This window comes from Shewanella sp. HL-SH2, assembly GCF_051164935.1.
Classification (GTDB): domain Bacteria; phylum Pseudomonadota; class Gammaproteobacteria; order Enterobacterales; family Shewanellaceae; genus Shewanella; species Shewanella glacialimarina.
This window is the reverse complement of the sequence record NZ_CP195035.1, coordinates 4,055,628-4,079,835: the sequence shown is the minus strand read 5'-3', so window position 1 is coordinate 4,079,835 and position 24,208 is coordinate 4,055,628. Positions and strand designations below refer to the sequence as shown.

Sequence of the window (24,208 nt, the reverse complement as noted above, 5' to 3'; positions counted from 1 at the left end):
TTAACCTTGTAATTTGAGGCGGCAAGCTGCACCTCGTGATTTTATGTCTTTGTTAGTTGAATTTGAGATTAGCAAAGGATGAGCAATCCCTCCAAGACAAAAAATACTATAACAGGCGATAAACGTCACAATTTCTAACTCATTAACCGATGATAAACAGAATTAAATGCTATAAAAACACCATTGAAACACGGTGGGAACAATAGTTACATTGAAGTAACATTGTTTTTTCTGATTTAATAGTCATTAAGAATGAAATTAAACAGGACTAAACATGATCATAGCTTGCCCCCATTGCGATACTTTAAATCGCGTGCCACAGGATCGCCTTGAACAACAACCTACTTGCGGTAAGTGTAAGCAAAGCCTATTTGTGGGCGAGCCGATGGAGCTTACTGCGGCTAACTTTAGCTACCATGCGAACAAATCAGAATTGCCATTAGTGGTCGACTTTTGGGCCAGTTGGTGCGGTCCTTGTAAAAGCTTTGCCCCAGTATTTACTCAAGCAGCTAAAACATGGGAGCCCACATTTCGCTTTGGTAAACTTAACACAGAAGAGCAGCAAGCATTAGCGGCTCAATTCAATATTCGATCTATCCCAACCTTAATGGTCTTCAAGCAAGGCAAAATAATTGCACAGCAATCAGGTGCTATGCCAGCATCAGCATTCAACCAATGGCTAGAGTCAGTAAAATAGGCTTTTAGGTTTTTGATAGGCCAATATTGAGATAATCATAAACGCGACAATAAGATGTCGCGCTTTGTTATGGCGAGTCTAGTTCATATATGGTCTCCTCCCGTATTGCAAGGTATCACTCATCGATAACAGGGACAGGATTGCTGTCATATATACGGCCTTTATAGGAAGTTCAAGACTTCTGGCCTCGATGTATTCCGCACATATTGTCCTTATCAGGTTATCGGTATTGACTACCACTGAACTCGCCAGGTTTTCAATATGCAGGTTTTACCTGTTATGTCATCGTTTCATTTTACCCACGCAATTCGTTGAAGAGCGGTTTACTTTTTATTGGTACTTATTTTTCTATCGTTGAATAATCTTCGCCTGACACGGTTATAGCCCAAGCCATTCTCGCCATTTTGTTAGCATAAGCGACACATGCGCGGTTATGCCCTCGAGTTTGCACAAGCTTATTTATCCATTGGCTCAACTTGTCATTCTTGGTGCCTGCTCTGGATACAACCGCTTTAGCACCTTGTATTAACAAGCACCTTAGGTAACTATTACCTCGCTTACTTATCCCAAGTAAAATATCTTTACCTCCACTGCTGTGCTGTTTAGGAACAATACCCAATGAAGCAGATACATCGCGACCTCGCCTATAATTAGCACCATTACCGACTTCATTAAAATAGGCACTGGACACCATCGGTCCAAATCCCGGTATGGTTTGTATCCTCTGGCAAATGGCATTGTTTTTGACTGTTTCAACAATTAATTGGCTATAGGTTTCAATACACGTATCTAATGCATTAAGTTGTGCTTGTAGCTGCCTCAGTATTGTTTTGAACGCCTCTGATAATTGTGTGGTTTCATCATCCAGTATTAATGGGATGGTTTTCCGTATGTGACTCACACCTTGGTTTAAAATAATGCCGTATTCAGCAATCAGCCCTCTGATTTGGTTACAAAGTGCAGTTCTTTGTTTTACGGTTAGTTCTCTGGCTTTATATTGTGCTTGATTATCTTGTTGTGCTATCGACTTTATACCTACACTTTTAATATGTAGCTGGTTTGCTGCAACAGAAATGGCGAAAGCATCGTTATAATCATTTTTATTGCCAATTAAAAAGGCTTTTACATGTTGAGGTGGAATAAGCTTTACTTTATGACCACACTTTTGTATTTCTCGAGCCCAATAATGCGATGTTGCACAAGCCTCAAGAGCAACTAAACATGTTGGTTGTTTTTGGAAAAACGCTAATACTTGAGCTCGTGTTAACATTTTTTTATTAATTAACCGACCTTGTTCATTGCAACAAACCATATGAAAGAATCGTTTTGCTATGTCTAACCCTATTGTTGTAATCTTCATTTTGGTCTTCTCCCATTTTGATTGTTTGTAACCACTTCAATCATGGCACATCGATGCCGTAGTGGGAGGAGACCATCACATCAGGTTAGTCATTCTCGCTGTGGCCGTAACTTAATACTCGGGTAATTTGCCACTTATCGTCAACCTTGTGCCAAACCATCACAAACTTAGCTTTACCTTCACATTCATTCGTCTTACTTTGACAAAAAATATGCACCCCTTCAGTGATGGCGCTAAAGTCCTTAATCGAATGTACGTTGAAAGTCCCCTCAACCAGTTTTCGGCTGTAATGACCACATGCATTATTTTTGGTGTTGGCTATCATACTGTCACGGTTCCAGGTTACCCCGCCATTATCGTGATAGAACTCAACATCAGATGCAAAAAAACTAGCATGTTTTTCCAGCTCATCTGGACTTTGACAACGATTAAATGATTCAAATACCTCTGTATCTAAGGCTTTCATTTTGTCTGTAAGTATTAGGTCATCAGCAACTGCTGTCATTGAGACAAATACTAATAAAACTAAGGCGATCTTGGTCATTTTTCGATTCCTAGAGTCGTGAGCAACTGGTTGCATGATAACGCTTTGATCAAGCAAGTTGAGCTTTCATTAATATAGTACAGATGTAGACATAGTATAAATATCGTTATTTACCATTATCTTAAGCCACTATAGATTTACATCGATAAACCGTCTTATTTGTTAGATATGCCACAGTTCGGTCAAGTCGCTTGCTGAAAGTCAGGTCTATTCATGTCATAAATGCTTATCTACCAGGATGTTAGTTAATGATTTTAATACAGAATAATATTAGAAGGTTCACGTTAAATAATCTTGACTATAGTCATAACGCTTGCAAGTCATTGTGAGCAATATGCAGGCTATGCATATGAAGAGGCTGGTTACTACCTAAGGGCAATCAGTGATAATTTACATAAAGGAATATAGTATGAATAGATTCTCTAAAAGGAATATAAGCTCATTAGTCAGTAGCTTAGTGTTGTGCGTATCGGGCACCAGTATTGCCCAAGCTAACCAAGCAGCATATGAAAAAACAGGGTTAGTGGCTATGGCGGATATAGCCAAGAGTAAACTAACTGCTCCTGCTGGATTTAATTGCAGTGCAGATGCCAGCTGGTTTACAACACCTAGCTTGCCTGCGGAAGTGAAACAAAGTAATGGTCCTGGGGACAGTTCTTTTTGCGACTTTTATCAGTTTTCCTGGCAAACCTTTAGTTACTTAATGGCGAAGTCACAAACGAATCCAGAGGTGCTCAACTTTCAAGATACCAGTCAATTTAATGAACTTGAAGTGAATACTGATGGTACCCCAGCCAACTCCTGTGATGATAAGCATGACTCACATGTATTGTTTATTCGCTCAACAAAACCACAAGAAAACGGCACTACTTTTACGATCCCTGAGCGTATAGGCCAAGCTGGTGGAGGCGCGACTATTTACGATCAAAATGAAAATGTGGTCTATTATGATGTTCGTTTTAGTAAAAACATGTGTGATGTAAAGGCTATACAGCAAAAGCAGAATTTTCCTGGTGGAACCACTGAGCTTAAAACCGCCTGGAAAGTGCTTGGCGCTAATGATGACCCAAGTAAATTCATCACTATGGATGCCAACATTACGCCGGTTAAAGCAGACCAAAAGGACAGCAAAACCACTCAGCTGGGTATGGTGGGCTTTCATATCGCTGTCGCGACCCCTAATCACCCTGAGTTTATTTGGGCCACCTTTGAGCATAAACAAAACTCGCCAGACTGTACCTTGCCCGAGTCGACCACTAATTGGTCTTTTGCAAGTCAAGCCTGTACGGCTAGCTTAAAAGATAACAATGCAAATTGTGATTTTAATAACCCAACTAAACAAACGGACATCACTGGCGCAGCAACAGAAATTTGTCGTATGTATCCTTATGGTTCGTCACTTGGGGATGCAAATTTTGATGAAAATACCGGTTCCATTAAAACCCTTAACGCAAATGTTCAACCTTATTTAACCGGTAATTTCAAAGTGTTAGCAAACTACTTTAATGTGGGGGCTTTGTGGGTAAGTGACATTACTGAGGGCTCTTATATTACCCCCACAAACGGTCAGCCAGTGTCGCAGATTGGTAATCAAAGAGGGTCACTAAGACTCGCTAATACGGTGGCTGAAACTGAATATCAAGATGTAAATACCGCAGCTATAAATCTTAATCCAGATCAAAAAAATCTGGCTTCTGCATCATCGCCTTCAGCAGGTTTTGTGTCTAACTGTTTTGGTTGTCATAATTATACCGGTACGGCAAGCACTGCGAGTAATACTACATCTAATAGTTTAAGTCATATTTTCGATGATATCGCAGTGGGCTCGAATCAGTGTCTGGATGTGCAAGCATCTAATACTATTAATAGTCAGGTACAGGCTAAGGCAGACTGCCCTAGTACCTGTACTAACTCTTCTTCGAAACTTAAGTGGAATGGTCAATGGACAAATCAAAGTGCCAGTACTGGTGCGCAATTACCGCAAACCGTTTGTGGTTGTTGTAATCAATAATGTTGATGACGATAAAACAGTTAGTTCTATCACTAACTGTTTTTATTTCATGTTCGTCGCTTTAGTGATTATAGACATAAAGATTTATTGTCGTGCCCATCACTCTTGATAAGCAACCCTATTTCTACCTAAGTGTTTAGCTTCATAGAGCTGTGCATCTGCTTGTGATAGCGCACTAGATAGCGTCATTTCTGCTTCAAATTTGGCTATGCCTATACTTAAGGTTATGGGCAATACCTGATCTTCAAATTTGAATTTATATTGACTGATTTTTAGTCGAATAGATTCCGCTAACGCTAATGCTTCGGCTAATTCTTCAGCTTCAACTATGACACAAAACTCTTCACCACCTATTCTAAAAGTACAGTGATGATTGGCGATAAGACGAATTTGAGAGGCACATTCTTTTAGAATAATATCCCCAGCTTCATGGCCATAGTTGTCATTTATTTCTTTAAAGTAATCAAGATCTAATAACAAGATATACATTGAAGTATTAGATTTTTTTGACATTTCTTGGAACTGTTTTGCTAAACCCAAACGGTTATAGCTTTGGGTAAGAGGGTCAAGCAAGGCTAACTCTTGTAACTCTCTTTCTGAGTTCTCTCTGTTCGTTTCATATACATAAGATACGATCCACACAATAAGATAACTGCATACAAAATTAATTAGCATAGATGGGAAAATCACTTCCGACTTTACGCTGATATCGAACACTGAAAACAGCAGCAAAATACTGGTAGGAATAGCGGCTGTTTTTTTACCCAGTATAAGAAAGTACAGCAAAGGGATAACCAGCGCCCAACAAAACCGAAAGCTGTTTAAGTCTGCGATATAAACAGCAAAAATAATCAATGCTGTAAGGCTATAAACGTATAGATGCACTTGCCAAAGTTGATGGCGTTCATTTAAAGCACGATGCATTACTACAAGAGATAGCAAAGAGTACATGAGCTGAAAAGCCGCTAACACTGGATTACTGGCTTCTCTAAATAAGTTAAATAGACCTAAAAATAAACCAATGACACTCAATACACAGCAGGTGCCTATTAATACTTTTTTTCTAAGCCGATAGGTTTTATCCAACTTTATTATATGCATAACGTATCCATGTCAAATTACTCGTTTTTATATTATTGCATCATAGCTTTTATTTGAAAAACTGAGTGAATAAACTTAAAAAAACATGCCTAAAAACCAATTATTTTATTTGGTAATCAATTGATTTTAATTTACATTTATTAGTCTATGGGCCAGCTGTTGTGGCTAGCACTTATCGAACACGCTACTCCAGTGACGCGACAATTTCCCGGAAAAAGGCAATAGTTTCATGCTTAGAGATTAAGCTGTCTTGAAAGCCTAAATCTGCGCTATTTTTGACGATGACAACATTGTGTTGTTGATTAACGTAAATATATTGGCCGTAGACCCCGACGCAAAAAAACTCACCCGCTTCAGCGCCTGGTGGTAACCATATTTGATAGCCATAACCAAGTTTGTCAGCTTGCGGTTGCAGGTAATCGGCTTGTGCTGTGGTGGCGGCTTTTATCCAAGCCTGTGAGACGATTTGGTGACCATTATATGCGCCGTTGTTAAGCAGTAAACGGCCAAAGCGGGCGTAGTCGCGAGTAGTAACATTCAAGCCGCCTAATGCAAATGCTGAGCCTTGGGAGTCAGTAAGCCAGTAAGCATCGCTTTGCATGCCTATTTTGTCCCAAATGTTGGTCTGTAAAAGCTCGACTAATGATTTGCCGGATACCCGTCTTGTAATCATGCCAATGACATGGGTATCCATGCTGACATAACGAAACACTTTACCTGGTTGGGATTGATTAACCAGTTCACTGGTCATTTTATCTAACGAGCCGCCGATGGCCAGCACACGTCCCATTTTATTAATGTCAGAATAGAAGTCTTGGTAATCTTCATTCCACTTAACCCCGGATGACATTTGTAAAATGTGTTTTACTTTCACATTGGCATAACCAGAACTTGCTAGTTCCGGTAGATAAAAATCAACGCTTTTTTCAATATCAATTTTGCCTGCATCAACCTGCATACCGAATAGTATCGATACAAATGATTTCGCCATTGACCAGGAGATGCGTTTGTCATCACTTTGGGTGCCTAAAAAGTATTGCTCGTAGGTAATGTTGTCGTCTTTAAGCACCAGCAATGCCGTTGTTGCCCGCCGCGTGAGAAACTCGTTTGAGTGGGTTGTTTGGTTTCGATAGTTAAATGTCTCTGGTAAAGGCGTTAAGTTAACGCCAAAGGCAGAAGGCTCGCCATGTTGGTTAATTTTCTGGTTAAAAAAGATATCGTTCATGTGTGAAAAATTATCGACGATTAAGGCATCATCAAATAGGGTGATCACGCTGTACAAGCGATTAACGCTTTGCCAATTAAATCCAACAATAATGATGATAACAACAAGAATGCTTAAAACAGCACCTTTGATGAACTTTAACAAAGACGACATTGATGACCCCAAATGGATTAAATTTATTTACTGACAATAACTTACCGTCATGCGAAACATAAATCAAATGGTTAGCTGTGAGAGAAGCGTTAACCACTATTGTGTGCATAGCGGGCGCTATTATCAGGTTTATTTCTTGTGCTTTTTAAGCTCGTCCACCATATCAACAACCATTTGGCCAATCAGCTCAGGGTTTTGTTGTAGATTTTCTTCAAGCAATTCTTGCTCTTCTTGGTTATTGACGGTTTTGAATGAGAAATACACCGTAAAAATTAGCCAGAACAATAAGTTGCCCCCGAAACTAGGCCAGAAGCCGACAAGGAACCAACCTATTATGGTGAAAATGATCAAGCCGGAAACAGCGGTGAAAATAGTCAGTAATATTGTGTTACCTGACACTTCATCGGGATCGTAATTACCTGATACTCGTTCAAAAAATTCAGTGAGAACCTTTCCGTTTTCAGCGTCTAATAGAATACATTCAGCACATTGATCTTCACTGGGTAGAACAGAGAAATGCAGGTTAAAGTGTTCGCTAAAGAGGGCATTGGTAAAAGTAAAAAACTCAGCTTCAACCCAGTCAGATTTTTGTGACCACGCGCCTGTTAAGACATTGCCATCAACCGTACATGAAATGGTTGCTTGATTGTCAATGTAACTAGATTGTATGTCAGATACTTTATCGCTTAGCTTGGCGTTTTCAACAAACATCGCCAGCAAACCTGCATAATCATCATCGTTTTCAATGCATTCACAATCAAACATCACAATACGATCAGCAGCATTTGCTCTAATGTACTCGGCCACTTCGTTTGGTTCAATGTCTTCATCGACATCTTTACTTACCCAATTGCTTTCTTTTAAAACAGGTAGGATTGTTTCCAATAGCTTTTCTGTTTTGCTGTCCATCATTCCTTCAACGACAGTACCAATAAAATGACTTATAAATATCATCATCATCCTTAATTAAAATACAGTTAAAACAAAGGTATAAAATAGTCTGTAGTTTACCTGCGGCCTTGCCTTAATCCAACCTCATGTTTGTCTGTTTGAGCGAACAATTTTTAATAAACTAAGTGTAGCGCTATTCGGATCTGGGACTGTTTCGGGTCAAGTTAAATTTGGCTGAAGAAATTCATTGTAAATTTAGTGGATTTAACATCAGCTATTGTACTTCTGGCGACGTTGTTAAATTCGCTTAAAGTCTTTATCTAACATGTTACTCAGCAGTAGTTTTCCGGCAGGGTTAACCCTAAACTCGCCATATTTGGCTTTAGCAAACTCTTCTGCTCGGCCCTCTTCAAAGAAAAAAGCATTACTGGCGAGTTTTACTCTGCCGCTTCGCACCCGATATTGAATTAACTGTTGATTTGGCTGTAAGGTTTGACCTTGGTAAAGGGCTTCAAATTGGGCAAGTTGATGTTGTGCTAGGGTAACGATAAACAAACCATCATGGTTTTCTAGGTCATTTGCTTGGTTAATTTGGTTGGTTATTTGGTAGTTGAGTGCCATATAGTCGCCCTGCATTAACGAGCGAGGGTCGACGGGCGCCAGTTCAAATACCACAATATCTCCGTTTGCAAGCTGCTGTTCTTGCTGATAAATGCTGAAGTTTACTAGTGCCAATATGGCTAAAGCACTAAGTGTCACCCCAATCGCGCTTTTACTGAACGTCATGGCGTAGCTCCTTGTTTGCGATTGTTTTGCCAATCGATAAAGCCATCGCCAAGCGGATCAGCAATAACACCACACCACTGGCCATTAACCATAATGATTTGTCGAATAAGTTAATGTGCAGCGAGTAGTAATATAGGCCGATAAAGCTAACTAATGCGCCGATGGCAAGGGCAAGGAGTTTAAATTCATTGTAGAAGTAACCTAATAACAGCATCAATAACGCTGTACTGATCCCCGCCATGGGAATGGATAATAAACTGATTAATATTGCGCTTAATATGGCGATAAATTTAACTCGGCTAAGCTGTGCAGTGTTTGTTAGCTCAATAGGCTGGTCGCTTAACTGATTAAATACTTGGTGGATTAACCACAGTGCAGATAACAGTACCATAGCGACAGCAAGGTAATGACTAAAGCGGGTGTCAAATGCCATCAGTACTTCGGGAAGGTCGATCCATCGGCCCATATCTGACAAGGCAAAGTTAGCAAACAGTAAATTAAGGCTCAGGGCGTAACCTAATACCCGCAGACGTTGATAACACTGTGGCCATCGATAAAGCTGCGACCACACTAGCATTAAACTGACAATTAACAGTGGCAGAATAAGTTGGCTGAGTTGGTATATTGCCAATATCGCTAGCACGCTGGGTACCATTGCTATGGCAGCGATAAATTGGTTGGCCTTGTGTGGAATAAGCCACCAGTGTAAGGCAAAAACCAGTGTATACATTAACGCTATGATGGCATCATCAGTATGTTTTAGCGCGTCGTAAATTCCCCAAAGTAGCATAAGTTGGCCAGATATACTGAAGGCGAATACCATTTGCAGCACAAACTCTTGATTACTTTTACCCACGCGATAATAGGTTAAACAGCCAAGTGTAATGAGTATACCCATCACCAGTATCGACAGTTCCTTGTCGCCGACAGAGGCAATACTCGCTAATACAAATGCCAATATAAACAAGGCTGCTATCCAACCGCCAATAATTTGGGCACCTATAATATACCAGGGACTTGATAACGGAGTATCAGATGCTATGTCGTTGCCAACCAGTCCCTGATTAAATAGTGATTGCCATAATTGTGCTTGCGACCCTTGGGCTGGGCTATTTGTTGGCTTACTCATCACTGGCATCCTTATGACTAAGTTGGGCTTTTGCGGTGAACTCTGTTTGTATTTGCTTTAGCCAATATAAGCAGCCGCTGGTGAGACCGACAATGATCATGGCAATCAATAAGAAGATCCCGATGGGATCATGACTTTCAAATAAGCCCCTTGATAGTAGTGACACAATGGTCGCGCAGAGGCTGGTTAATACTAAGGTGAGTGGGTAAAGCGCAGGCGAACGGTAACGATACCAGCCAAAAATAGCGGCCATTATCGTTAAATACAGTAACCAGTAGTAACCCAAGTTGACGGTGGATTTGAAATCAAAAATAACCCAAATCATCAGCCAAGTTAAACTGACAATACTTGCTAATAAGCTGGTGGCCTCAACTGCTGGGCACTGAAAACGTAACTGAGCTGGCCATGTTAGCTTGCGAGCAAGGGTAAATAGTAGATGAATAGATAAATTAACTAAGCCAAAAATGGCAATGATTTGAATATCTTCCAGTAATAGCCCAAACACATGTGAGAATGAATCAAAGTAAATACCTAAGCTGACGTTCAACAACACTGCAACCATTAACCACAACAGATCAAACCCTGCGATAACAGCAAAGGGTAAAATGAACACCGCCCACAGGGCAAACAACTGCCAGGGATCAGCACCTGTTTGATAGGTTTGTCCAACTAATGCGAGTAGTGCGCCGACCATGATGCTGGCACCTAATAACATGGCGTTGGGTAAGTTCCAGCCTGCGTTTAGCGCACTAAACTTAGGTGGTTTTGAGGTATTTGCTACACCATTAGCGAGATAAAACCCGCCAATAAAGGCGACAAACAGGCTTTCAATAATCGCAAATTTAGTCAGGTTGGCTAACGCATCCCAATTAAATGCCATAAAAAATATTACCCCAGCCCCAAGTAATAAAATGCCAACAAACAGCACTAGATTAGAGATGAGTTGCAGCCAATTGTGTTCATTGGGATAAGGGTAGGCGACTAGCATGGCGGCGTTAAGATTGTTGGGGACTATTTTACCCTCAGTAAACCATTGCCATATTTCTGAACGTTTTCTGATTATCATTCCATTTCCTTGGAATTATGCCGCTGATGATTAACACTGCTTGACGATTTTTGGGTGACGCATTGTGGTCCATTCATGGTAGATATCACCTAAATATTGCTTCGCGAAACTCCTTGGTGATCTATGGCCATAATGAAAAACAATGGCCAATATAGCAATCATAATCATCAAAAAACATGCCCATTTTTGAGGGGAGTCGTTAATTATTGATTCAATGGATAGATTTATGGCATAAAAAAAGCCAGTTTCCTGGCTTTTTATATTGTTAAATGGCGCTTACTTTATGTCGTTTGCGCCATTAATTATGATGCTTAGAAAGTGATTGATTTGTCAGCACTACAGGTAGCAGTAGCGGCTTCACATACTTTGTAAGTGTAGTTAAGGGTTGATTTGGTGTTTAATGAATCGGTGTGAGCACCATCATTGGCGGTGGTGGTGACTTTAGTGCCGTTACGATAAACATCGACATTGTTACCTGACAATCCAGCAAAGCTTAAGTTGATAAACTTAGCGCCTTTACTCTTCACGCCATTCAAGCTTAAAGTAATATCGCCGCCAGTAGGTGGAGGTGTTACGCCGCCTGCACAACCATTAGCCGTTAAATACGCATGCGCTGCAGCAGCTTTAACAATACCGTATCCAAAGTAATCATCTTTACCTGACGTGCCAGCATCTTGAGCGGTTGCTTTAAGTGCTTTTCGAATTTCAGTACCGGTACATTCATTGTGCTGTGACCAAACTAGTGCAGCAATACCTGAAACCGCAGGTGTCGCCATTGACGTTCCGCTCATAAAGCCAAAATCAGATGTACCAATATTAATATTAACACTTGATGCCGCAAGTAAAGTTGCTCGGTCTTCAAACGCTGCACCAACTGCAGGGATTGAAGTTGCGTTAGCATCACCTAATGTACCGTAAAGCATGCCCGGTGCATTATTAATAAGCACTGCGCCAACACCACCAGATGCTTCACAGTTTGCTACTTTATCGTAGAAAGAAATAACGCCACGATCGATAATACATACATTACCATTTGCGCCGCTATCTAACGCTTCTGCTGTACCCATATAATAATTTGAGCCAGTGACATTGCCAGAATTTTCCATTGCAGAGGAAGCAACAAAAACGCCATCGACAGTCAAGCTTGATGCCGTAGCCATGCCTGCTGGATAAGTAGATAAAGTGTCTACGCCACCGGCAGTGACTTCAACACAAATGGTTTCATCTGTAGTTGCACGACGACCACTACCTGAGGTACAAGTTGGGAATTGAGAAAAATCGGCAATGTTATTATTGGCATCATTAGCACCAATCATCATCACTGATGGGTAACCGGCTGGGTAAGAACGCACATTGTTACCATCATTACCTGCTGCGGCAACGACTAAACCACCTGCGTCAGTAAACGCTTTAAATGCATTTGATTCAGTGGCGTTAGAACCGCCACCACCTAGGCTCATACTGATAATTTTAGCACCCGCTGCACTACATAAATTAGCCGCTTTTGCTAAGTCTGATGAATAGCCCCAGCCTGCTTCATTGAATACTTTAATGATGTGTAAATCGACACCTGGCGCCATACCGACAACACCAAAACCATTATCTGCTGCTGCAATGGTTCCCGCTACGTGAGTACCATGTGGGCCACCGTTAACATCCCAGCTACCTGTGCCTGAATCATTATCACCGGAAATATTGTTCCACTCAAAATCAGTATTGCTACGGTCTAACCCTGAATCGATGATACACACTTTAATGCCTGCATTAGGGTTAAAGGTGACTTGGTTCGCTTGTGATTGATATACCGCATAAGGAGTGATTTGTTGCGTCATTGGGTTGCCGCTGTCATCAGCAAATACAGACATTAAATGACGTGGTTGATCTAATTCAACAAGTTTAACGTGGGGATTGTTTAATAGCCCTTTTACTTGTTCTAAGTCTTTACCACTAAATGTGGCAGCGATAAAGCCGTCGCCATCAACATGGATTTGCGCGCCTAACTGCTTTGCTAAGGCTTTAACAATGCCTTTTTTTTGTTGATCTACTTGAATGACATAACGATCATCTGCTGCCTGTGATGAGGCACAAACGCCTACAGTTAGAGCTAACATTGCACTTGAAAGTATAGATAATTTCATTGTTTTTCTCTTTTTAGTTATTGTTTTTACCACCACTACATCAGCCTGTCTTTGCAAGCTTTGATAGTACATATTATTTAAGGTCTTTCTATCTAACTCAGTAGAAAGTAGCACAAGGTATTATTCTTAACAATTGTTTAACTTAATATTGCTTTAAATACTTTTATGCAAATTTTAAAATATTTACATGAGTTTATGAAGTGTTGTTTTATAAGGTTAATTTTTAAAGAGTTACTTCTTTTCAGTGCTTTATGTGTTTTTTGTGATTAATTGTGCGATTGTTTTTATAAATAAGTCATTAATTTTTTAAGAATTATTTTGTTACACCATTTAACATTTGCTTAACAAAGTGGCGTGGTTATACTCAGATCTGTCCACTCATCCAACGGAAAACATATATGCCAACCCATTTCAAACTTAACGCTATAGCAATAGCGAGCTTAATTCTATTAGGCGGTTGTAATGATGATAATAAGGATGACTCATCGGCTGCACAGATCAGCAAAGTGACTCAAGATGTAAGAAGTTTAGTCAGCAAATTAGCATTAACGGGCGACCCGAGTAGTGGTCGTGATTTACCTCAAGTCGGCACCCCTTTAGTCACATTAGGTATGCAATTGTTTTTTAGTAAAGCGTTAAGCGGCGAAATGGATGTTGCCTGTGTGAGTTGCCATCATCCTGCTTTGGGGGGCGGAGATGCATTAGCTTTATCAATAGGTGTTGAGGCGATAGATCCTGAACTACTTGGGTCAGAGCGTGAACACCGTTCAGATGGGACACATTTTGATGGTGGCCCAACAGTGCCACGTAATGCACCCACCACGTTTAACATAGGTTTGTGGGATAAAACCATATTTCATGATGGTCGAATTGAGAGTATTGAAGGCACAATTGGTACCAATGGCAGTGGCACGCAAACACTGACCCCAGACTCAGCAAACAGAGAAACGCCAGATCCTCAAGCGTTGAACTTGACCGCCGCTCAAGCGCGTTTCCCGGTGACTTCAAATGAAGAGATGAAAGGCCATCATAAAAGTGATTTAACCAATGAAGGTATAAGAGATTACTTAGTTGCTAGATTAAGAGGTGATAATGCAGATTTAACCACAAATCAATGGTTAGCTGCCTTTCAGTTAGGTTTTGAAGATGCTGCAGGAACTGCTGAGTCGCTAATTAACAAATCGAATGTGTTTCAGGCGATCGGTGAATATGAACGTTCGCAGGTGTTTGTTGACAACCCATGGCGTGACTTTGTAGCAGGTGATGATGATGCTATCGATATTACTGCTAAAAATGGCGCTAAATTGTTTTTTGCCACTCAAGCTGAAGGTGGGGCAAATTGTGCAAGTTGCCACAGTGGTGATTTTTTCACTGATGAGTTGTACTACAATATTGCTATGCCACAAATTGGCCGAGGCAAAGGCGATGGTGTGACTGGCACAAATGATTTTGGACGCTTTAAAGTGACTAAGCAGGCAACTGATAAATTTGCCTTCAGAACCCCTTCATTATTGAATGTGAGCGTGACGCTACCTTATGGGCATAATGGTGCGTATGCATCTTTAGAAGCAGTTGTGCGTCATCATTTGAATCCAGAAACTGCGGTAACCAACTATTCGGTATCGGATAACGTGACTCAGGTAGGTGTACAAACCAATAACATGGCTGAAAACACCCAAGAGGCTATTGAAAAGCTAATCAGTGATAGAGTTGCAGGAGTAGATAATGTTATTGAAGATATTATGTTAAGTGATGAGCAAGTATCTCAATTGATGGCATTTTTAAATACCCTGACAGATAAATGTATTGCTAATACAACAACAGATGCCTGTTTAGATAAATGGGTACCTAATGATGCAATAGCCGATCCCGATGGTTTAAGGTTACAGGCTAAATTCAGCCAGTAATAATCATTGGCACAATAAAAAACAGGGGTCTATATGGCCCCTGTTTTTTTATTGATATCGGTCTTATTCAGTGGATAAAAACTGCAATTTTTAACCTTGGTTAACGCCACCTTAGTTAAAGTGAATATCGATGTGTCGTGGGAGTTTTAAGATAAATAACCGCCGCTCGGGTTAAAAAGGCGGGGTAAACAAGCGATTTTCAAAAGATTTACCTGTTTGATACGGTTATTATCTTCACCTAAATGGCTTTAGCAATCACATTTATCGCTGCCGCTATTGAGCATCAGGCGTGTATTGCCTACAATGACGCACGCTTTATTCACAACAGACAACGACTATGAACGACACAACTTCGCAACCTGCTTTACCAGATCGCTTAAGCGTTAACCCACGTAGTCCACACCATGTGGCAGCTATTTTTGAACATGAAATTGGCATTACCTTAAACGGTAAAGAACGTTTTGATGTTGAAGAGTATTGTATCAGTGAAGGTTGGGTAAAAGTCCCAGCTGGCAAAGCGTTAGATCGCCGTGGCCAACCATTGACGATGACGATAAAAGGTAAAGTTGAAGCATTTTATAAGTAATCTGAGTATTATTTTTGTCGCTAGTGAATGTGCTAGTGATGATTGCAGCTAATTATTGAATGTATAAAAAAGCGAACCCATGGGTTCGCTTTTTTTTGGGGTGAAATTCACGCTGTTTTTGTGAGCCGTTTCCTGATTTAATCAAGTCCTAGCTCTATCAAGACCAGCTTTATCAAGCGTTAGAAGTTTGCTCTTATGCCAGCGTAAACGCTGCGACTTTTTTGGATGTAATTGAGATCGGTTGCCACTTGATCGCGTTCTTCATCTAATAAGTTAGTTTGTAGTGTCATAGTTATTTTGGCTACCTAAATAGAGGTGTTATTAACTGTTTGGTAAACTCAATGGAGATGATTTTTACAGAGGAATAAAATGTAATAATGAAAGTGAATCGAGTGCTTGTCTGCAACTTGCGATAATACAGATACATAAATAGGCCTCAGCAACAACTCAGAGGCCTATTTATGTAAGCAAAGTGCTTAAATGAGTGGCATTAACTGCTTATTGCTTGCTGTTAATTTTACACTACTCATTTTTACAAAATATCATTTAATGCCACACCAATACCGATGCGCTGGTTATGGTGGTTATAATCAATTAAGCTTTCGCCATAGCCATTAAAGTACTGGGTATAAACACGCAAGTTACCTATGATGGGATAACTCCAGGTTAATTCGACAGCGCCTTTATTATCACTTGCTAGATTATTTCGCAGCAACATAGTGAATCTGTGTTCATCTAAACCGTAAACCCCGGTGACTTCAACATGACCCATATAGTCATCGATATCTGGGTTGTCATCCCCTTTTGTATCGGTTGGGAAGGCTTTTTCATCCTCAGGAATACGCCACCAGGCTTTTATGCCTAAAGCAAAAGGGCCGCGGTCAAATACCATGGTGCCATAAAGACGATTCCAACTTCTAGACAAGGGCTCAGCTTGTCCATTTGATTGGTGCACCGCGCCAAATCCCCAAAAAGAATTTGTTAAGCCTGCCACTTTCCAGTCATTGTTAAATAACATGAACATTTCCGGTTCGTGGTTAGTTTCACGAAAGGGTGATGACACCTCTTTGTTGTATAGCTGCCAATAAGATTGGTTGGTATAGGCAAAAAATAAATGGCCATTATCACCAAACATATTATACCAAAGGGGAAATTTGAAACTAATTTGGAACTTGGCTTCAAGATCATCAACTTGGATATCTTCGTCAGGATATTTTTCCTTAAAAGGTGTGTTGTTAGTCCGTGACTGGTATGTCACAGGTAAAATATAGTTTGGCCTGTGGGGAGTCAGTACAAAAGGTTTTTCAGATGTGGCTAACTCATCTTTTACTCGCTCATCAAGCAGTGAGTCTTCAGCAAGTAAAGAAAAAGAGAAAAAACCTGCGACTAAGGGCAGTACCATCAAAAGTTTTGGAGGTCTCATTGTCACTAGTCCGTTAAGAGTGTTCCTATCATGTAATGGCATTGTAAGCGCAATTCTTGAGTGAAATCATGTGAAATTTTATTTTTTGATTGATATCGAGTAAAAAGTCTCGCCTCCTTATAGCTAAATGGAATAAAAACTAACTATTTACTATTATATCTGGAATATATAAACCGTTATATTTGATGTCATCAAAGAATACGGGGTAAGTGTAATGGAGTTAGTATCAATGCCTGGTCAGCAGGCTAAAGGCAAGGTGTGGCTGGTGGGCGCAGGCCCGGGCGACATAGAGCTATTAACCCTCAAAGCTTATCGTATTATAAAGCACGCAGATGTGGTTTTGTATGACGCACTTGTTAGCCAAGATATCCAAGATTTAATTCCCCATGGCGCAGAGAAAATCGCGGTGGGAAAACGTGCTGGTAAGCATAGTGCTAATCAGGATGAAATTAACCAGTTGCTCGTTACTAAAGCCTATACCCGTAAAAATGTTGTTCGCTTAAAAGGCGGCGACCCGTTTATTTTTGGACGTGGCGGTGAAGAGCTAGAAACCTTAGTGAAAGCTGGCGTTGAGTTTGAAGTGGTTCCGGGTATTACGGCTGCCAGTGGCACGTCGGCATATGCCGGTATTCCGCTAACGCATCGAGATCACGCCCAAGGTGTGACTTTTATTACCGGCTATTGCCAATTAGCGAGCCGTCCTATGGACTGGCAAGGCTATGCAAACCCAAACAATACGCTTGTAGTTTACATGGGCATATTGAATGCCAGCATTATTAGTGATGGGCTGATTAACGCAGGGCGCAGTGCCGATACGCCTGTGGCTATCGTCTCCAAAGCGACCACCTCAGCTCAACAGCGTTTTTTTGGCACCTTAGGTGAATTAGGCCAGCTAGCAGCTGACCCCGCGCTTGAAATGCCTGCGTTAATGATAATTGGCGAAGTGGTTCAGTTAGCTGACAGCTTAAATTGGTTTGTCCCTGCTACTGAACAGCAACAACATGAATATTCAAACATTACAGTTAAAAAACTGTAATTAAAATAGTTTAAATTTTGCTGCAGCAGCAGTAACTCAAAGTTAATGGAGAAGAATTATGGCAAGTCGCACATTAAGCCATTTACAACAACTGGAAGCTGAAAGCATTCAGATCATTCGTGAAGTGGCCGCTGAATTTGACAACCCTGTCATGATGTATTCGATTGGTAAAGACTCATCTGTGATGCTGCATTTGGCGCGTAAAGCCTTTTACCCAGGCAAAATTCCTTTCCCACTGATGCATATTGATACGGGTTGGAAATTTAAAGAAATGATTGAGTTTCGTGATAGTCAGGCCAAAGCATTTGGCTTAGATCTGATCACCCATACCAATCAGGAAGGGGTAGAGCAAGGCGTTGGTCCTTACACTCATGGTAGTGCTAAGCACACTGACATAATGAAAACCCAAGCCCTCAAGCAAGCCCTAAATAAATATGGCTTTGATGCGGCATTTGGTGGCGCTCGTCGCGATGAAGAAAAATCACGTGCAAAAGAGCGTGTCTATTCATTCCGTGATAAGCATCACCGCTGGGACCCAAAAAGTCAGCGCCCAGAGTTATGGCGCACCTATAACGGCGCAGTTAACAAGGGTGAAAGTATTCGTGTTTTCCCTTTATCAAACTGGACAGAGCTAGACATTTGGCAATATATCTATCAGGAAAATATTGAAATCGTCCCTTTGTATTTCGCTGCAGATCGTCCAGTAGTGAACAAAGGCGGCCAGCTAATCATGAAAGATGATGACCGCATGCCGTTAGATGCGGGTGAAGCAGTTACCACAGAGCGAGTCCGCTTCAGAACATTAGGGTGTTATCCATTAACCGCTGCAATGCCTTCTGATGCCGATACGTTAGAAAAAATTATTGAAGAAATGCTACTCACTCGCTCAAGTGAACGCCAGGGTAGACTGATTGACTCAGACCAAAGCGCATCAATGGAACATAAGAAGCGTCAAGGTTACTTCTAAGTCCAGTATTGGAAATGGTTTTAGACATCAGATTGATAAACTCAAATTGAGTGAGAAAGAATATGAATCAAGCAGAAAACAACACAACACGCATGGCCGCTGAAATTTTAGAGCACGGCGTAAAACAGTATTTAGCCCTTCAGCAAAACAAAGGTCTTTTACGCTTTTTAACCTGTGGCAGTGTTGATGATGGAAAAAGTACTCTTATTGGCCGTTTGTTGCACGACAGCGCGCAAATTTATGAAGACCAATTAGCGACTTTAAAAAATGACAGCGCCAAAATGGGCACCACAGGTGAGGCTATCGACCTAGCATTACTGGTTGACGGTTTACAGGCTGAGCGTGAGCAAGGTATTACCATTGATGTGGCTTACCGTTATTTCTCTAGTGAAAAACGTAAGTTCATTATTTCTGATACGCCAGGGCATGAGCAATATACCCGCAACATGGCAACAGGTGCTTCTACCTGTGACTTAGCGGTTATTTTAGTGGATGCGCGTTATGGCGTGCAAACTCAAACTAAACGCCACGCTTTTATCGCATCATTATTGGGTATTCGTCACTTTGTTGTGGCGGTCAATAAGATGGATTTAGTCGGTTTTGATCAAACGGTTTTCAATAATATTCAAGCTGACTTCGCTAAGTTTGTCAGTGATTTTGGTGATTTAGACATTCACTATGTGCCGTTATCTGCCTTAAATGGCGACAACGTTGTTAACCGTAGTACCCAATGTGATTGGTATCAAGGTGGCACACTGCTAGAGCTACTGGAAACCATTGACACCCAACGTGAATTGAGTGAATTACCAGCACGTTTCCCTGTGCAATATGTACTGCGTCCTAACCTTGATTTCCGTGGTTTCTCAGGAACCTTATCATCGGGCATTTTAAAAGTGGGTGATGAAATTGTCGCACTGCCATCTAACAAGCGCAGCAAAATAGAACGTATTGTGACTTTTGACGGTGACTTGGTTGAAGCGGTTGCTGGACAAGCTGTCACTATCACCCTAGAAGATGAAATCGATATTTCTCGCGGAGATTTACTCGCTAAACCAGACAGCGCGCCAAGCCTAGCGAACCATATTGTCGCCGACCTTGTGTGGATGGATGAAAAGCCATTACAGATTGGCCAACTTTACGATGTAAAAGTGGCAGGCAAGAAGACCCAGGCGGTAGTCAGTGAAATTGAATATGTCGTTGACGTTAATACCCTAGAGCGCAGCGCTGCTACGTCTTTAAGCTTAAACACTATTGCACGCGTGAAGTTAGATTTAACCGAAACCGTCGTATTAGATGCCTATAGTTTGGTGCGTGATACTGGCGGAATGATCTTAATTGATCGCTTATCAAATGCCACAGTAGCAGCAGTGATGGTGGTTGACGGTTATCAAGGTGAGAAACAAGTGAATACTGAGTTCAGCGCGTTTGAACTTGAGTTTAATACCTTGGTACGCAAACATTTTCCACACTGGAATGCCCGCGACATCAGTTTGCTTGGAAAATAATCTATGAATGAAATGTGGTTGTTAGCGATCATATTGTTAGCAATGGTAGGCGGCCTGATAGCAGGAGCCGCCAAACCTGCCACAATGTTTTTTATGGCGCTATTAAGCGCCTACTTATTAGGCTTGGTGGAGCTTAACCAAGCACTAATGAGCTTTACAAATAATGGCTTGATTGTATTAGTGTTGTTGGTGTTAGCCGCTACAGCATTAGAAAAAACCTGGCTGATCGGTAAGTTAAGTCAGGTGATTGGTAAAGGTAGCTTGTTTAGTACCTTAGCTAAAATGGGCGTTTCTACCGCATTACTGTCTTCATTTACCAATAACACTGCCGTAGTGGCATCGTTAATTGGCGTTGTTAGACGTAATCAAGCCCATGCGCCATCTAAACTATTACTGCCATTAAACTATGCCGCCATTTTAGGCGGTACATTAACCTTAATTGGTACCTCAACTAACCTAATTGTTAACTCGTTTGTTGAAAATGCAGGGCTTGAGCCGCTTGGTTTTTTTGAGTTTAGCCAAGTCGGTATTTTGGTGGTGATAACCGGCTTAGCGGTATTGATGTTATTGGCTAATACCTTACCTGATCGTCGTGAAGAAAACCTTGATGAAGCATTGCCTTATCTACTCGAAGCGCATGTGGCTAAGCATTCTAAACTGGTAGGGCATAGCGTGGTCGATAACCGTCTACGTGCACTAAAAAAGCTTTACCTGGTTGAACTTGAACGCAGTGGTATTCGTATTTGTCCCGTGCCACCTAATATGGTTATTCAAGCGGGAGATATGCTGCGCTTTAGTGGTGCAGTTGAGTCCGTTGAGCTATTGCATCAATTTGATGGGCTGGAATGGTTTGGTAAGCAGCATGCTAAAGGTCAAAACCTTGTTGAGGCAGTATTAGGGCCGTCGTCTAAATTGGTCGGTACCACACTTAAAGATGCGCGTTTTCGTGAAATTTATGATTCGGCTGTGATGGCAATTCGCCGAGGTCACGCTCCACTTAAAGGTGGCTTAGGTGATATCGTTCTTCAACCAGGGGATGTGTTATTAATTACTCCTGGAGACAGATTCTCCAATAGTCCAAATTTAAGTACCGACTTTGCAGCCATTAGTGGTTTAGATTTGAATGTTCGATTAGATGATAAACGCAGTAACTGGGTGATTTTAGGCTTTGTACTGACCATTTTAGCCAGCGTAACTGAACTGGTACCTTTAGCAAAAGGGTTAGTGGTTTTATTGCTGAGCTACTTCGCCATTGGTGCGGTGAGTTTGTCGGAATTAAAGCGTCGTTTTCCACTTGAATTAGTCATCATTGTTGGTAGTGCCTTGTGTTTGGCTACGCTAATGATTGATACCGGCTTAGCTAAAAATTTAGCGGATGGCGTTATCAGTGTCTTTGATGGTTATGGGGTGTTTGCGGCGTTTGTTGGGGTATTTTTTATTACTCTCATTGTGACTGAATTGATCACCAATAATGCTGCAGCAGCGCTGGCATTCCCAGTCGCCTATGCTGTAGCAACCAGTTACGGTGTCGACCCTCGTCCATTCATTATGGCGGTCGTTTTTGGAGCCAGTGCTAGCTTTATTTCGCCTTACGGTTATCAAACCAATTTGATGGTCTATAACGCGGGTAATTATAAGTTATCTGATTTTGTACGAGTAGGATTACCTTTGTCTGTGGTGTATTCACTGACCGTTATTTTTGCAGTGCCATATTTTTTCCCGTTCTAATGAATGAGTCATTTGTAGTATTGAATTTTAGTTTTTATATGCCGTTTGAACGTACGGCATAAAAGGAGTTGTTATGACTGATATCGTTTGGCATCAGCATGAAATAGATCAAGCTGCCCGTGGGCGTCAAAAGAATCAAAACCCAGTGTTATTATGGTTTACTGGCTTATCGGGTTCAGGGAAGTCGACCCTAGCGGGGGCATTAGAACATGCACTATTTAACGCAGGTTTTCATACTTACTTGCTTGACGGTGATAATGTACGCCATGGTTTATGCAAAGACTTAGGCTTTAGCCTCGATGATCGCGATGAAAATTTACGCCGCGTCGGTGAAGTAGCTAAGTTAATGGTCGATGCCGGTTTGGTGGTGCTATCGGCATTTATTTCACCTACCCGTGCCGAGCGTGAACGAGTAAGGAATTTATTCCCTGAAGGCAAATTTATTGAGGTGCATGTTTCAACACCCTTAAGTGTGTGTGAGTCGCGCGATCCTAAAGGTTTATATGCCAAAGCTCGCAAAGGTGAAATAGCCAACTTTACAGGTATATCATCACCTTATGAAAACCCTGAGTCAGCAGAACTCACCATAGACACCAGTAAAGGTGATCTGGCCACTCAAGTACAAGCCTTAGTTGATTACTTAAGCGCACTGCAAGTGGTAGATGGTGAAAAAATGATGGCAGGTTTAGGCATTTAATCGTAACAGATTGGATTTAATCACAGTCGGTGTGGTTTATTCACATCGACTGTGGTGCAGGTTACTGTGTTTTAAGTAAGCTGATTGCTGCGGGTAAAGAGGTTAATCCGTATTCACTTAAGATGTTTTTAATCCGCTCAATAAACCTGGGTTTATGCTGGCGCACCACATGATAAACTTGAAAGCACTTGATAATATTTTCTTCTGTTAAGCCATTTTCTGCGTGATATACCGCGGTTAAATAACAACGGATCATAAAACAATCAATAATAAGCTGTTGTAAAACTTGTTCTGGGTCATGATCTTCGTGCATCGGGAAATGATCGTGGAACATGGAATACAGAATAAATTTGGTAAATAGTTCCGCGTGTTCTGTCAGCTTAGTTGTGACTTCGGTATTCCATATCTCATTAATCTTATCGATTGAATAATCATTTTGTTCATTACACAAAGCTGCAATCGCATTGTTAATCGACTCAAATCGAGCCCGTGTACTTCTAGAATGGGTTTTACACAGCGCATCATGAATAGCCACAAAAGTGTGCTTCTGAGGCAAAGGAGTGTAAGGAATACTGTTAAATTGCTCAGTAATCATGCCCATTTGAGTCATATTCAGCAGCTGATGGTAACGTACGCTTAATTGTTCAATATTAGCTTTATCTAGGCGAACTTCATTACTGGTTTTGAGTAGTAATCCAATGGCTAAAAATGATTCTTGCCAGCTTAGGCCTGAATTTAACAATAAATCTAAACTGTATTCGTAAGATTTTTCTAACCAGGGCGGGCTAGGTATTAGCGCTGCTTTACTGCCGTTTTCATTGGCTGAAAATTGAAAAGCATTGTCGTCAAATAGCACGATACGAGTTACTTCTGGGCAAGATAAAAATAAGCTTTGATATTTGTCTGGGCCAATTAATTGCTCGTTTTTAGGGTAGGTTTTACAGGTATAACTTAAGGCTTTCTCACCGGCTTTTGCATGAATGTTACATAGTTTTTGTGGGTCTAGAAAAGGGCAAGCGCCATTATCATCTAATTTCACAACCGCCCATGAGCTGTCGCTTTCTTTGGTTTCGCGTAAAGCAAATTTAGCCAGATCTGCTAAATATTTATGCTTTATGGTTTTTTTATAGCTTTGTTTATCAAATATTATCTTCCAGTCATTGCAGCAACTGTCTGCACATTTAGGCCCTATACAACTAAATAAATCCACATAATTAGGTTTAATTGTCAGGTTTTCCATGTAAATCCTTTTGATAAG

General features: G+C 41.0%; 20 protein-coding genes. 9 read left to right on the top strand and 11 right to left on the bottom strand.

Going from position 1 to position 24,208, the window contains the following annotated elements:
* Positions 1 to 274 precede the first annotated feature (274 nt).
* Positions 275 to 697, top strand: a complete 423-nt coding sequence (gene trxC / locus ACRWP9_RS17845; protein WP_434927100.1) for a thioredoxin TrxC — start codon at positions 275 to 277, stop codon at positions 695 to 697.
* A gap of 340 nt (positions 698 to 1,037) precedes the next feature.
* On the opposite strand, the gene ACRWP9_RS17840 is transcribed toward trxC, so the two are convergent.
* Together ACRWP9_RS17840 and ACRWP9_RS17835 are read right to left on the bottom strand one after the other, a co-directional pair.
* Entirely contained in the window at positions 1,038 to 2,057 is a 1,020-nt protein-coding gene (locus tag ACRWP9_RS17840; RefSeq protein ID WP_434927099.1) for an IS110 family transposase, read from the bottom strand.
* 85 nt (positions 2,058 to 2,142) lie between these two features.
* The gene (locus ACRWP9_RS17835; protein ID WP_434927098.1) at positions 2,143 to 2,601 is read right to left on the bottom strand and encodes a nuclear transport factor 2 family protein; all 459 of its coding nucleotides are present in this window, start codon (positions 2,599 to 2,601) and stop codon (positions 2,143 to 2,145) included.
* Positions 2,602 to 3,010: 409 nt separating this feature from the next.
* On the opposite strand from ACRWP9_RS17835, the gene ACRWP9_RS17830 reads away from it, so the two are divergent.
* A complete protein-coding gene (locus ACRWP9_RS17830) occupies positions 3,011 to 4,612 on the top strand; it encodes a mannan-binding protein (protein WP_434927097.1) in 1,602 nt (533 codons plus the stop codon).
* Positions 4,613 to 4,711: 99 nt separating this feature from the next.
* On the opposite strand, the gene ACRWP9_RS17825 is transcribed toward ACRWP9_RS17830, so the two are convergent.
* The 7 genes from ACRWP9_RS17825 to ACRWP9_RS17795 form a co-directional block, all read right to left on the bottom strand.
* Positions 4,712 to 5,713: a GGDEF domain-containing protein gene (locus ACRWP9_RS17825; RefSeq protein WP_434927096.1), complete on the bottom strand. Its 1,002-nt coding sequence runs from the start codon at positions 5,711 to 5,713 to the stop codon at positions 4,712 to 4,714.
* 184 nt (positions 5,714 to 5,897) lie between these two features.
* The gene (locus ACRWP9_RS17820) at positions 5,898 to 7,091 is read right to left on the bottom strand and encodes a serine hydrolase domain-containing protein (protein WP_434927095.1); all 1,194 of its coding nucleotides are present in this window, start codon (positions 7,089 to 7,091) and stop codon (positions 5,898 to 5,900) included.
* Between the two features lie 129 nt (positions 7,092 to 7,220).
* The gene (locus ACRWP9_RS17815) at positions 7,221 to 8,045 is read right to left on the bottom strand and encodes a hypothetical protein (RefSeq protein ID WP_434927094.1); all 825 of its coding nucleotides are present in this window, start codon (positions 8,043 to 8,045) and stop codon (positions 7,221 to 7,223) included.
* A 234-nt stretch (positions 8,046 to 8,279) separates the two neighbouring features.
* Positions 8,280 to 8,768, bottom strand: coding sequence for a GDYXXLXY domain-containing protein (locus ACRWP9_RS17810; protein ID WP_434927093.1), 489 nt, complete (start codon positions 8,766 to 8,768; stop codon positions 8,280 to 8,282).
* Positions 8,755 to 9,897, bottom strand: coding sequence for a DUF4401 domain-containing protein (locus tag ACRWP9_RS17805; protein WP_434927092.1), 1,143 nt, complete (start codon positions 9,895 to 9,897; stop codon positions 8,755 to 8,757). Before ACRWP9_RS17805 ends, ACRWP9_RS17810 begins: the two co-directional genes overlap by 14 nt.
* The gene (locus ACRWP9_RS17800; RefSeq protein WP_434927091.1) at positions 9,890 to 10,963 is read right to left on the bottom strand and encodes a DUF2157 domain-containing protein; all 1,074 of its coding nucleotides are present in this window, start codon (positions 10,961 to 10,963) and stop codon (positions 9,890 to 9,892) included. Before ACRWP9_RS17800 ends, ACRWP9_RS17805 begins: the two co-directional genes overlap by 8 nt.
* Positions 10,964 to 11,274: 311 nt before the next feature.
* Positions 11,275 to 13,101 (bottom strand): S8 family serine peptidase, encoded by a 1,827-nt coding sequence (locus ACRWP9_RS17795; protein ID WP_434927090.1) that lies wholly within the window; start codon positions 13,099 to 13,101, stop codon positions 11,275 to 11,277.
* A 398-nt stretch (positions 13,102 to 13,499) separates the two neighbouring features.
* On the opposite strand from ACRWP9_RS17795, the gene ACRWP9_RS17790 reads away from it, so the two are divergent.
* Positions 13,500 to 15,008 (top strand): cytochrome-c peroxidase, encoded by a 1,509-nt coding sequence (locus ACRWP9_RS17790; protein WP_434927089.1) that lies wholly within the window; start codon positions 13,500 to 13,502, stop codon positions 15,006 to 15,008.
* 337 nt (positions 15,009 to 15,345) lie between these two features.
* Positions 15,346 to 15,594, top strand: a complete 249-nt coding sequence (locus tag ACRWP9_RS17785) for a DUF3297 family protein (protein WP_226413472.1) — start codon at positions 15,346 to 15,348, stop codon at positions 15,592 to 15,594.
* Between the two features lie 532 nt (positions 15,595 to 16,126).
* On the opposite strand, the gene ACRWP9_RS17780 is transcribed toward ACRWP9_RS17785, so the two are convergent.
* On the bottom strand, positions 16,127 to 16,996 hold the full coding sequence (locus ACRWP9_RS17780; RefSeq protein ID WP_434929132.1) for a phospholipase A: 870 nt from the start codon (positions 16,994 to 16,996) through the stop codon (positions 16,127 to 16,129).
* Positions 16,997 to 17,231: 235 nt separating this feature from the next.
* Between ACRWP9_RS17780 and cobA the strand changes: the two genes are divergently transcribed.
* From cobA to cysC, 5 genes are all read left to right on the top strand, one after another.
* On the top strand, positions 17,232 to 18,053 hold the full coding sequence (gene cobA / locus ACRWP9_RS17775) for a uroporphyrinogen-III C-methyltransferase (protein WP_434927088.1): 822 nt from the start codon (positions 17,232 to 17,234) through the stop codon (positions 18,051 to 18,053).
* A gap of 58 nt (positions 18,054 to 18,111) precedes the next feature.
* Positions 18,112 to 19,020 carry a sulfate adenylyltransferase subunit CysD gene (gene cysD / locus ACRWP9_RS17770; protein ID WP_434927087.1) on the top strand — a complete coding sequence of 303 codons (909 nt, stop codon included), beginning with the start codon at positions 18,112 to 18,114 and terminating at the stop codon, positions 19,018 to 19,020.
* 62 nt (positions 19,021 to 19,082) lie between these two features.
* Positions 19,083 to 20,525 (top strand): sulfate adenylyltransferase subunit CysN, encoded by a 1,443-nt coding sequence (cysN, locus tag ACRWP9_RS17765; RefSeq protein WP_226413479.1) that lies wholly within the window; start codon positions 19,083 to 19,085, stop codon positions 20,523 to 20,525.
* 3 nt (positions 20,526 to 20,528) lie between these two features.
* On the top strand, positions 20,529 to 22,253 hold the full coding sequence (locus ACRWP9_RS17760) for an SLC13 family permease (RefSeq protein ID WP_434927086.1): 1,725 nt from the start codon (positions 20,529 to 20,531) through the stop codon (positions 22,251 to 22,253).
* A 73-nt stretch (positions 22,254 to 22,326) separates the two neighbouring features.
* Complete coding sequence (cysC, locus tag ACRWP9_RS17755) at positions 22,327 to 22,950, top strand: adenylyl-sulfate kinase (RefSeq protein ID WP_434927085.1); 624 nt, start codon at positions 22,327 to 22,329, stop codon at positions 22,948 to 22,950.
* A gap of 61 nt (positions 22,951 to 23,011) precedes the next feature.
* Here the strand turns inward: cysC and fliB are convergent, their stop codons facing one another.
* A complete protein-coding gene (gene fliB, locus ACRWP9_RS17750; protein WP_434927084.1) occupies positions 23,012 to 24,190 on the bottom strand; it encodes a flagellin lysine-N-methylase in 1,179 nt (392 codons plus the stop codon).
* Between the last annotated feature and the right edge of the window lie 18 nt (positions 24,191 to 24,208).

Bases quoted from the DNA above. Each gene is read 5' to 3' on its own strand.
- trxC (WP_434927100.1), top strand. From the start codon at position 275: ATGATCATAGCTTGCCCCCATTGCGATACTTTAAATCGCGTGCCACAG.
- ACRWP9_RS17840 (WP_434927099.1), bottom strand. From the start codon at position 2,057: ATGAAGATTACAACAATAGGGTTAGACATAGCAAAACGATTCTTTCAT.
- ACRWP9_RS17835 (WP_434927098.1), bottom strand. From the start codon at position 2,601: ATGACCAAGATCGCCTTAGTTTTATTAGTATTTGTCTCAATGACAGCA.
- ACRWP9_RS17830 (WP_434927097.1), top strand. From the start codon at position 3,011: ATGAATAGATTCTCTAAAAGGAATATAAGCTCATTAGTCAGTAGCTTA.
- ACRWP9_RS17825 (WP_434927096.1), bottom strand. From the start codon at position 5,713: ATGCATATAATAAAGTTGGATAAAACCTATCGGCTTAGAAAAAAAGTA.
- ACRWP9_RS17820 (WP_434927095.1), bottom strand. From the start codon at position 7,091: ATGTCGTCTTTGTTAAAGTTCATCAAAGGTGCTGTTTTAAGCATTCTT.
- ACRWP9_RS17815 (WP_434927094.1), bottom strand. From the start codon at position 8,045: ATGATATTTATAAGTCATTTTATTGGTACTGTCGTTGAAGGAATGATG.
- ACRWP9_RS17810 (WP_434927093.1), bottom strand. From the start codon at position 8,768: ATGACGTTCAGTAAAAGCGCGATTGGGGTGACACTTAGTGCTTTAGCC.
- ACRWP9_RS17805 (WP_434927092.1), bottom strand. From the start codon at position 9,897: ATGAGTAAGCCAACAAATAGCCCAGCCCAAGGGTCGCAAGCACAATTA.
- ACRWP9_RS17800 (WP_434927091.1), bottom strand. From the start codon at position 10,963: ATGATAATCAGAAAACGTTCAGAAATATGGCAATGGTTTACTGAGGGT.
- ACRWP9_RS17795 (WP_434927090.1), bottom strand. From the start codon at position 13,101: ATGAAATTATCTATACTTTCAAGTGCAATGTTAGCTCTAACTGTAGGC.
- ACRWP9_RS17790 (WP_434927089.1), top strand. From the start codon at position 13,500: ATGCCAACCCATTTCAAACTTAACGCTATAGCAATAGCGAGCTTAATT.
- ACRWP9_RS17785 (WP_226413472.1), top strand. From the start codon at position 15,346: ATGAACGACACAACTTCGCAACCTGCTTTACCAGATCGCTTAAGCGTT.
- ACRWP9_RS17780 (WP_434929132.1), bottom strand. From the start codon at position 16,996: ATGGTACTGCCCTTAGTCGCAGGTTTTTTCTCTTTTTCTTTACTTGCT.
- cobA (WP_434927088.1), top strand. From the start codon at position 17,232: ATGGAGTTAGTATCAATGCCTGGTCAGCAGGCTAAAGGCAAGGTGTGG.
- cysD (WP_434927087.1), top strand. From the start codon at position 18,112: ATGGCAAGTCGCACATTAAGCCATTTACAACAACTGGAAGCTGAAAGC.
- cysN (WP_226413479.1), top strand. From the start codon at position 19,083: ATGAATCAAGCAGAAAACAACACAACACGCATGGCCGCTGAAATTTTA.
- ACRWP9_RS17760 (WP_434927086.1), top strand. From the start codon at position 20,529: ATGAATGAAATGTGGTTGTTAGCGATCATATTGTTAGCAATGGTAGGC.
- cysC (WP_434927085.1), top strand. From the start codon at position 22,327: ATGACTGATATCGTTTGGCATCAGCATGAAATAGATCAAGCTGCCCGT.
- fliB (WP_434927084.1), bottom strand. From the start codon at position 24,190: ATGGAAAACCTGACAATTAAACCTAATTATGTGGATTTATTTAGTTGT.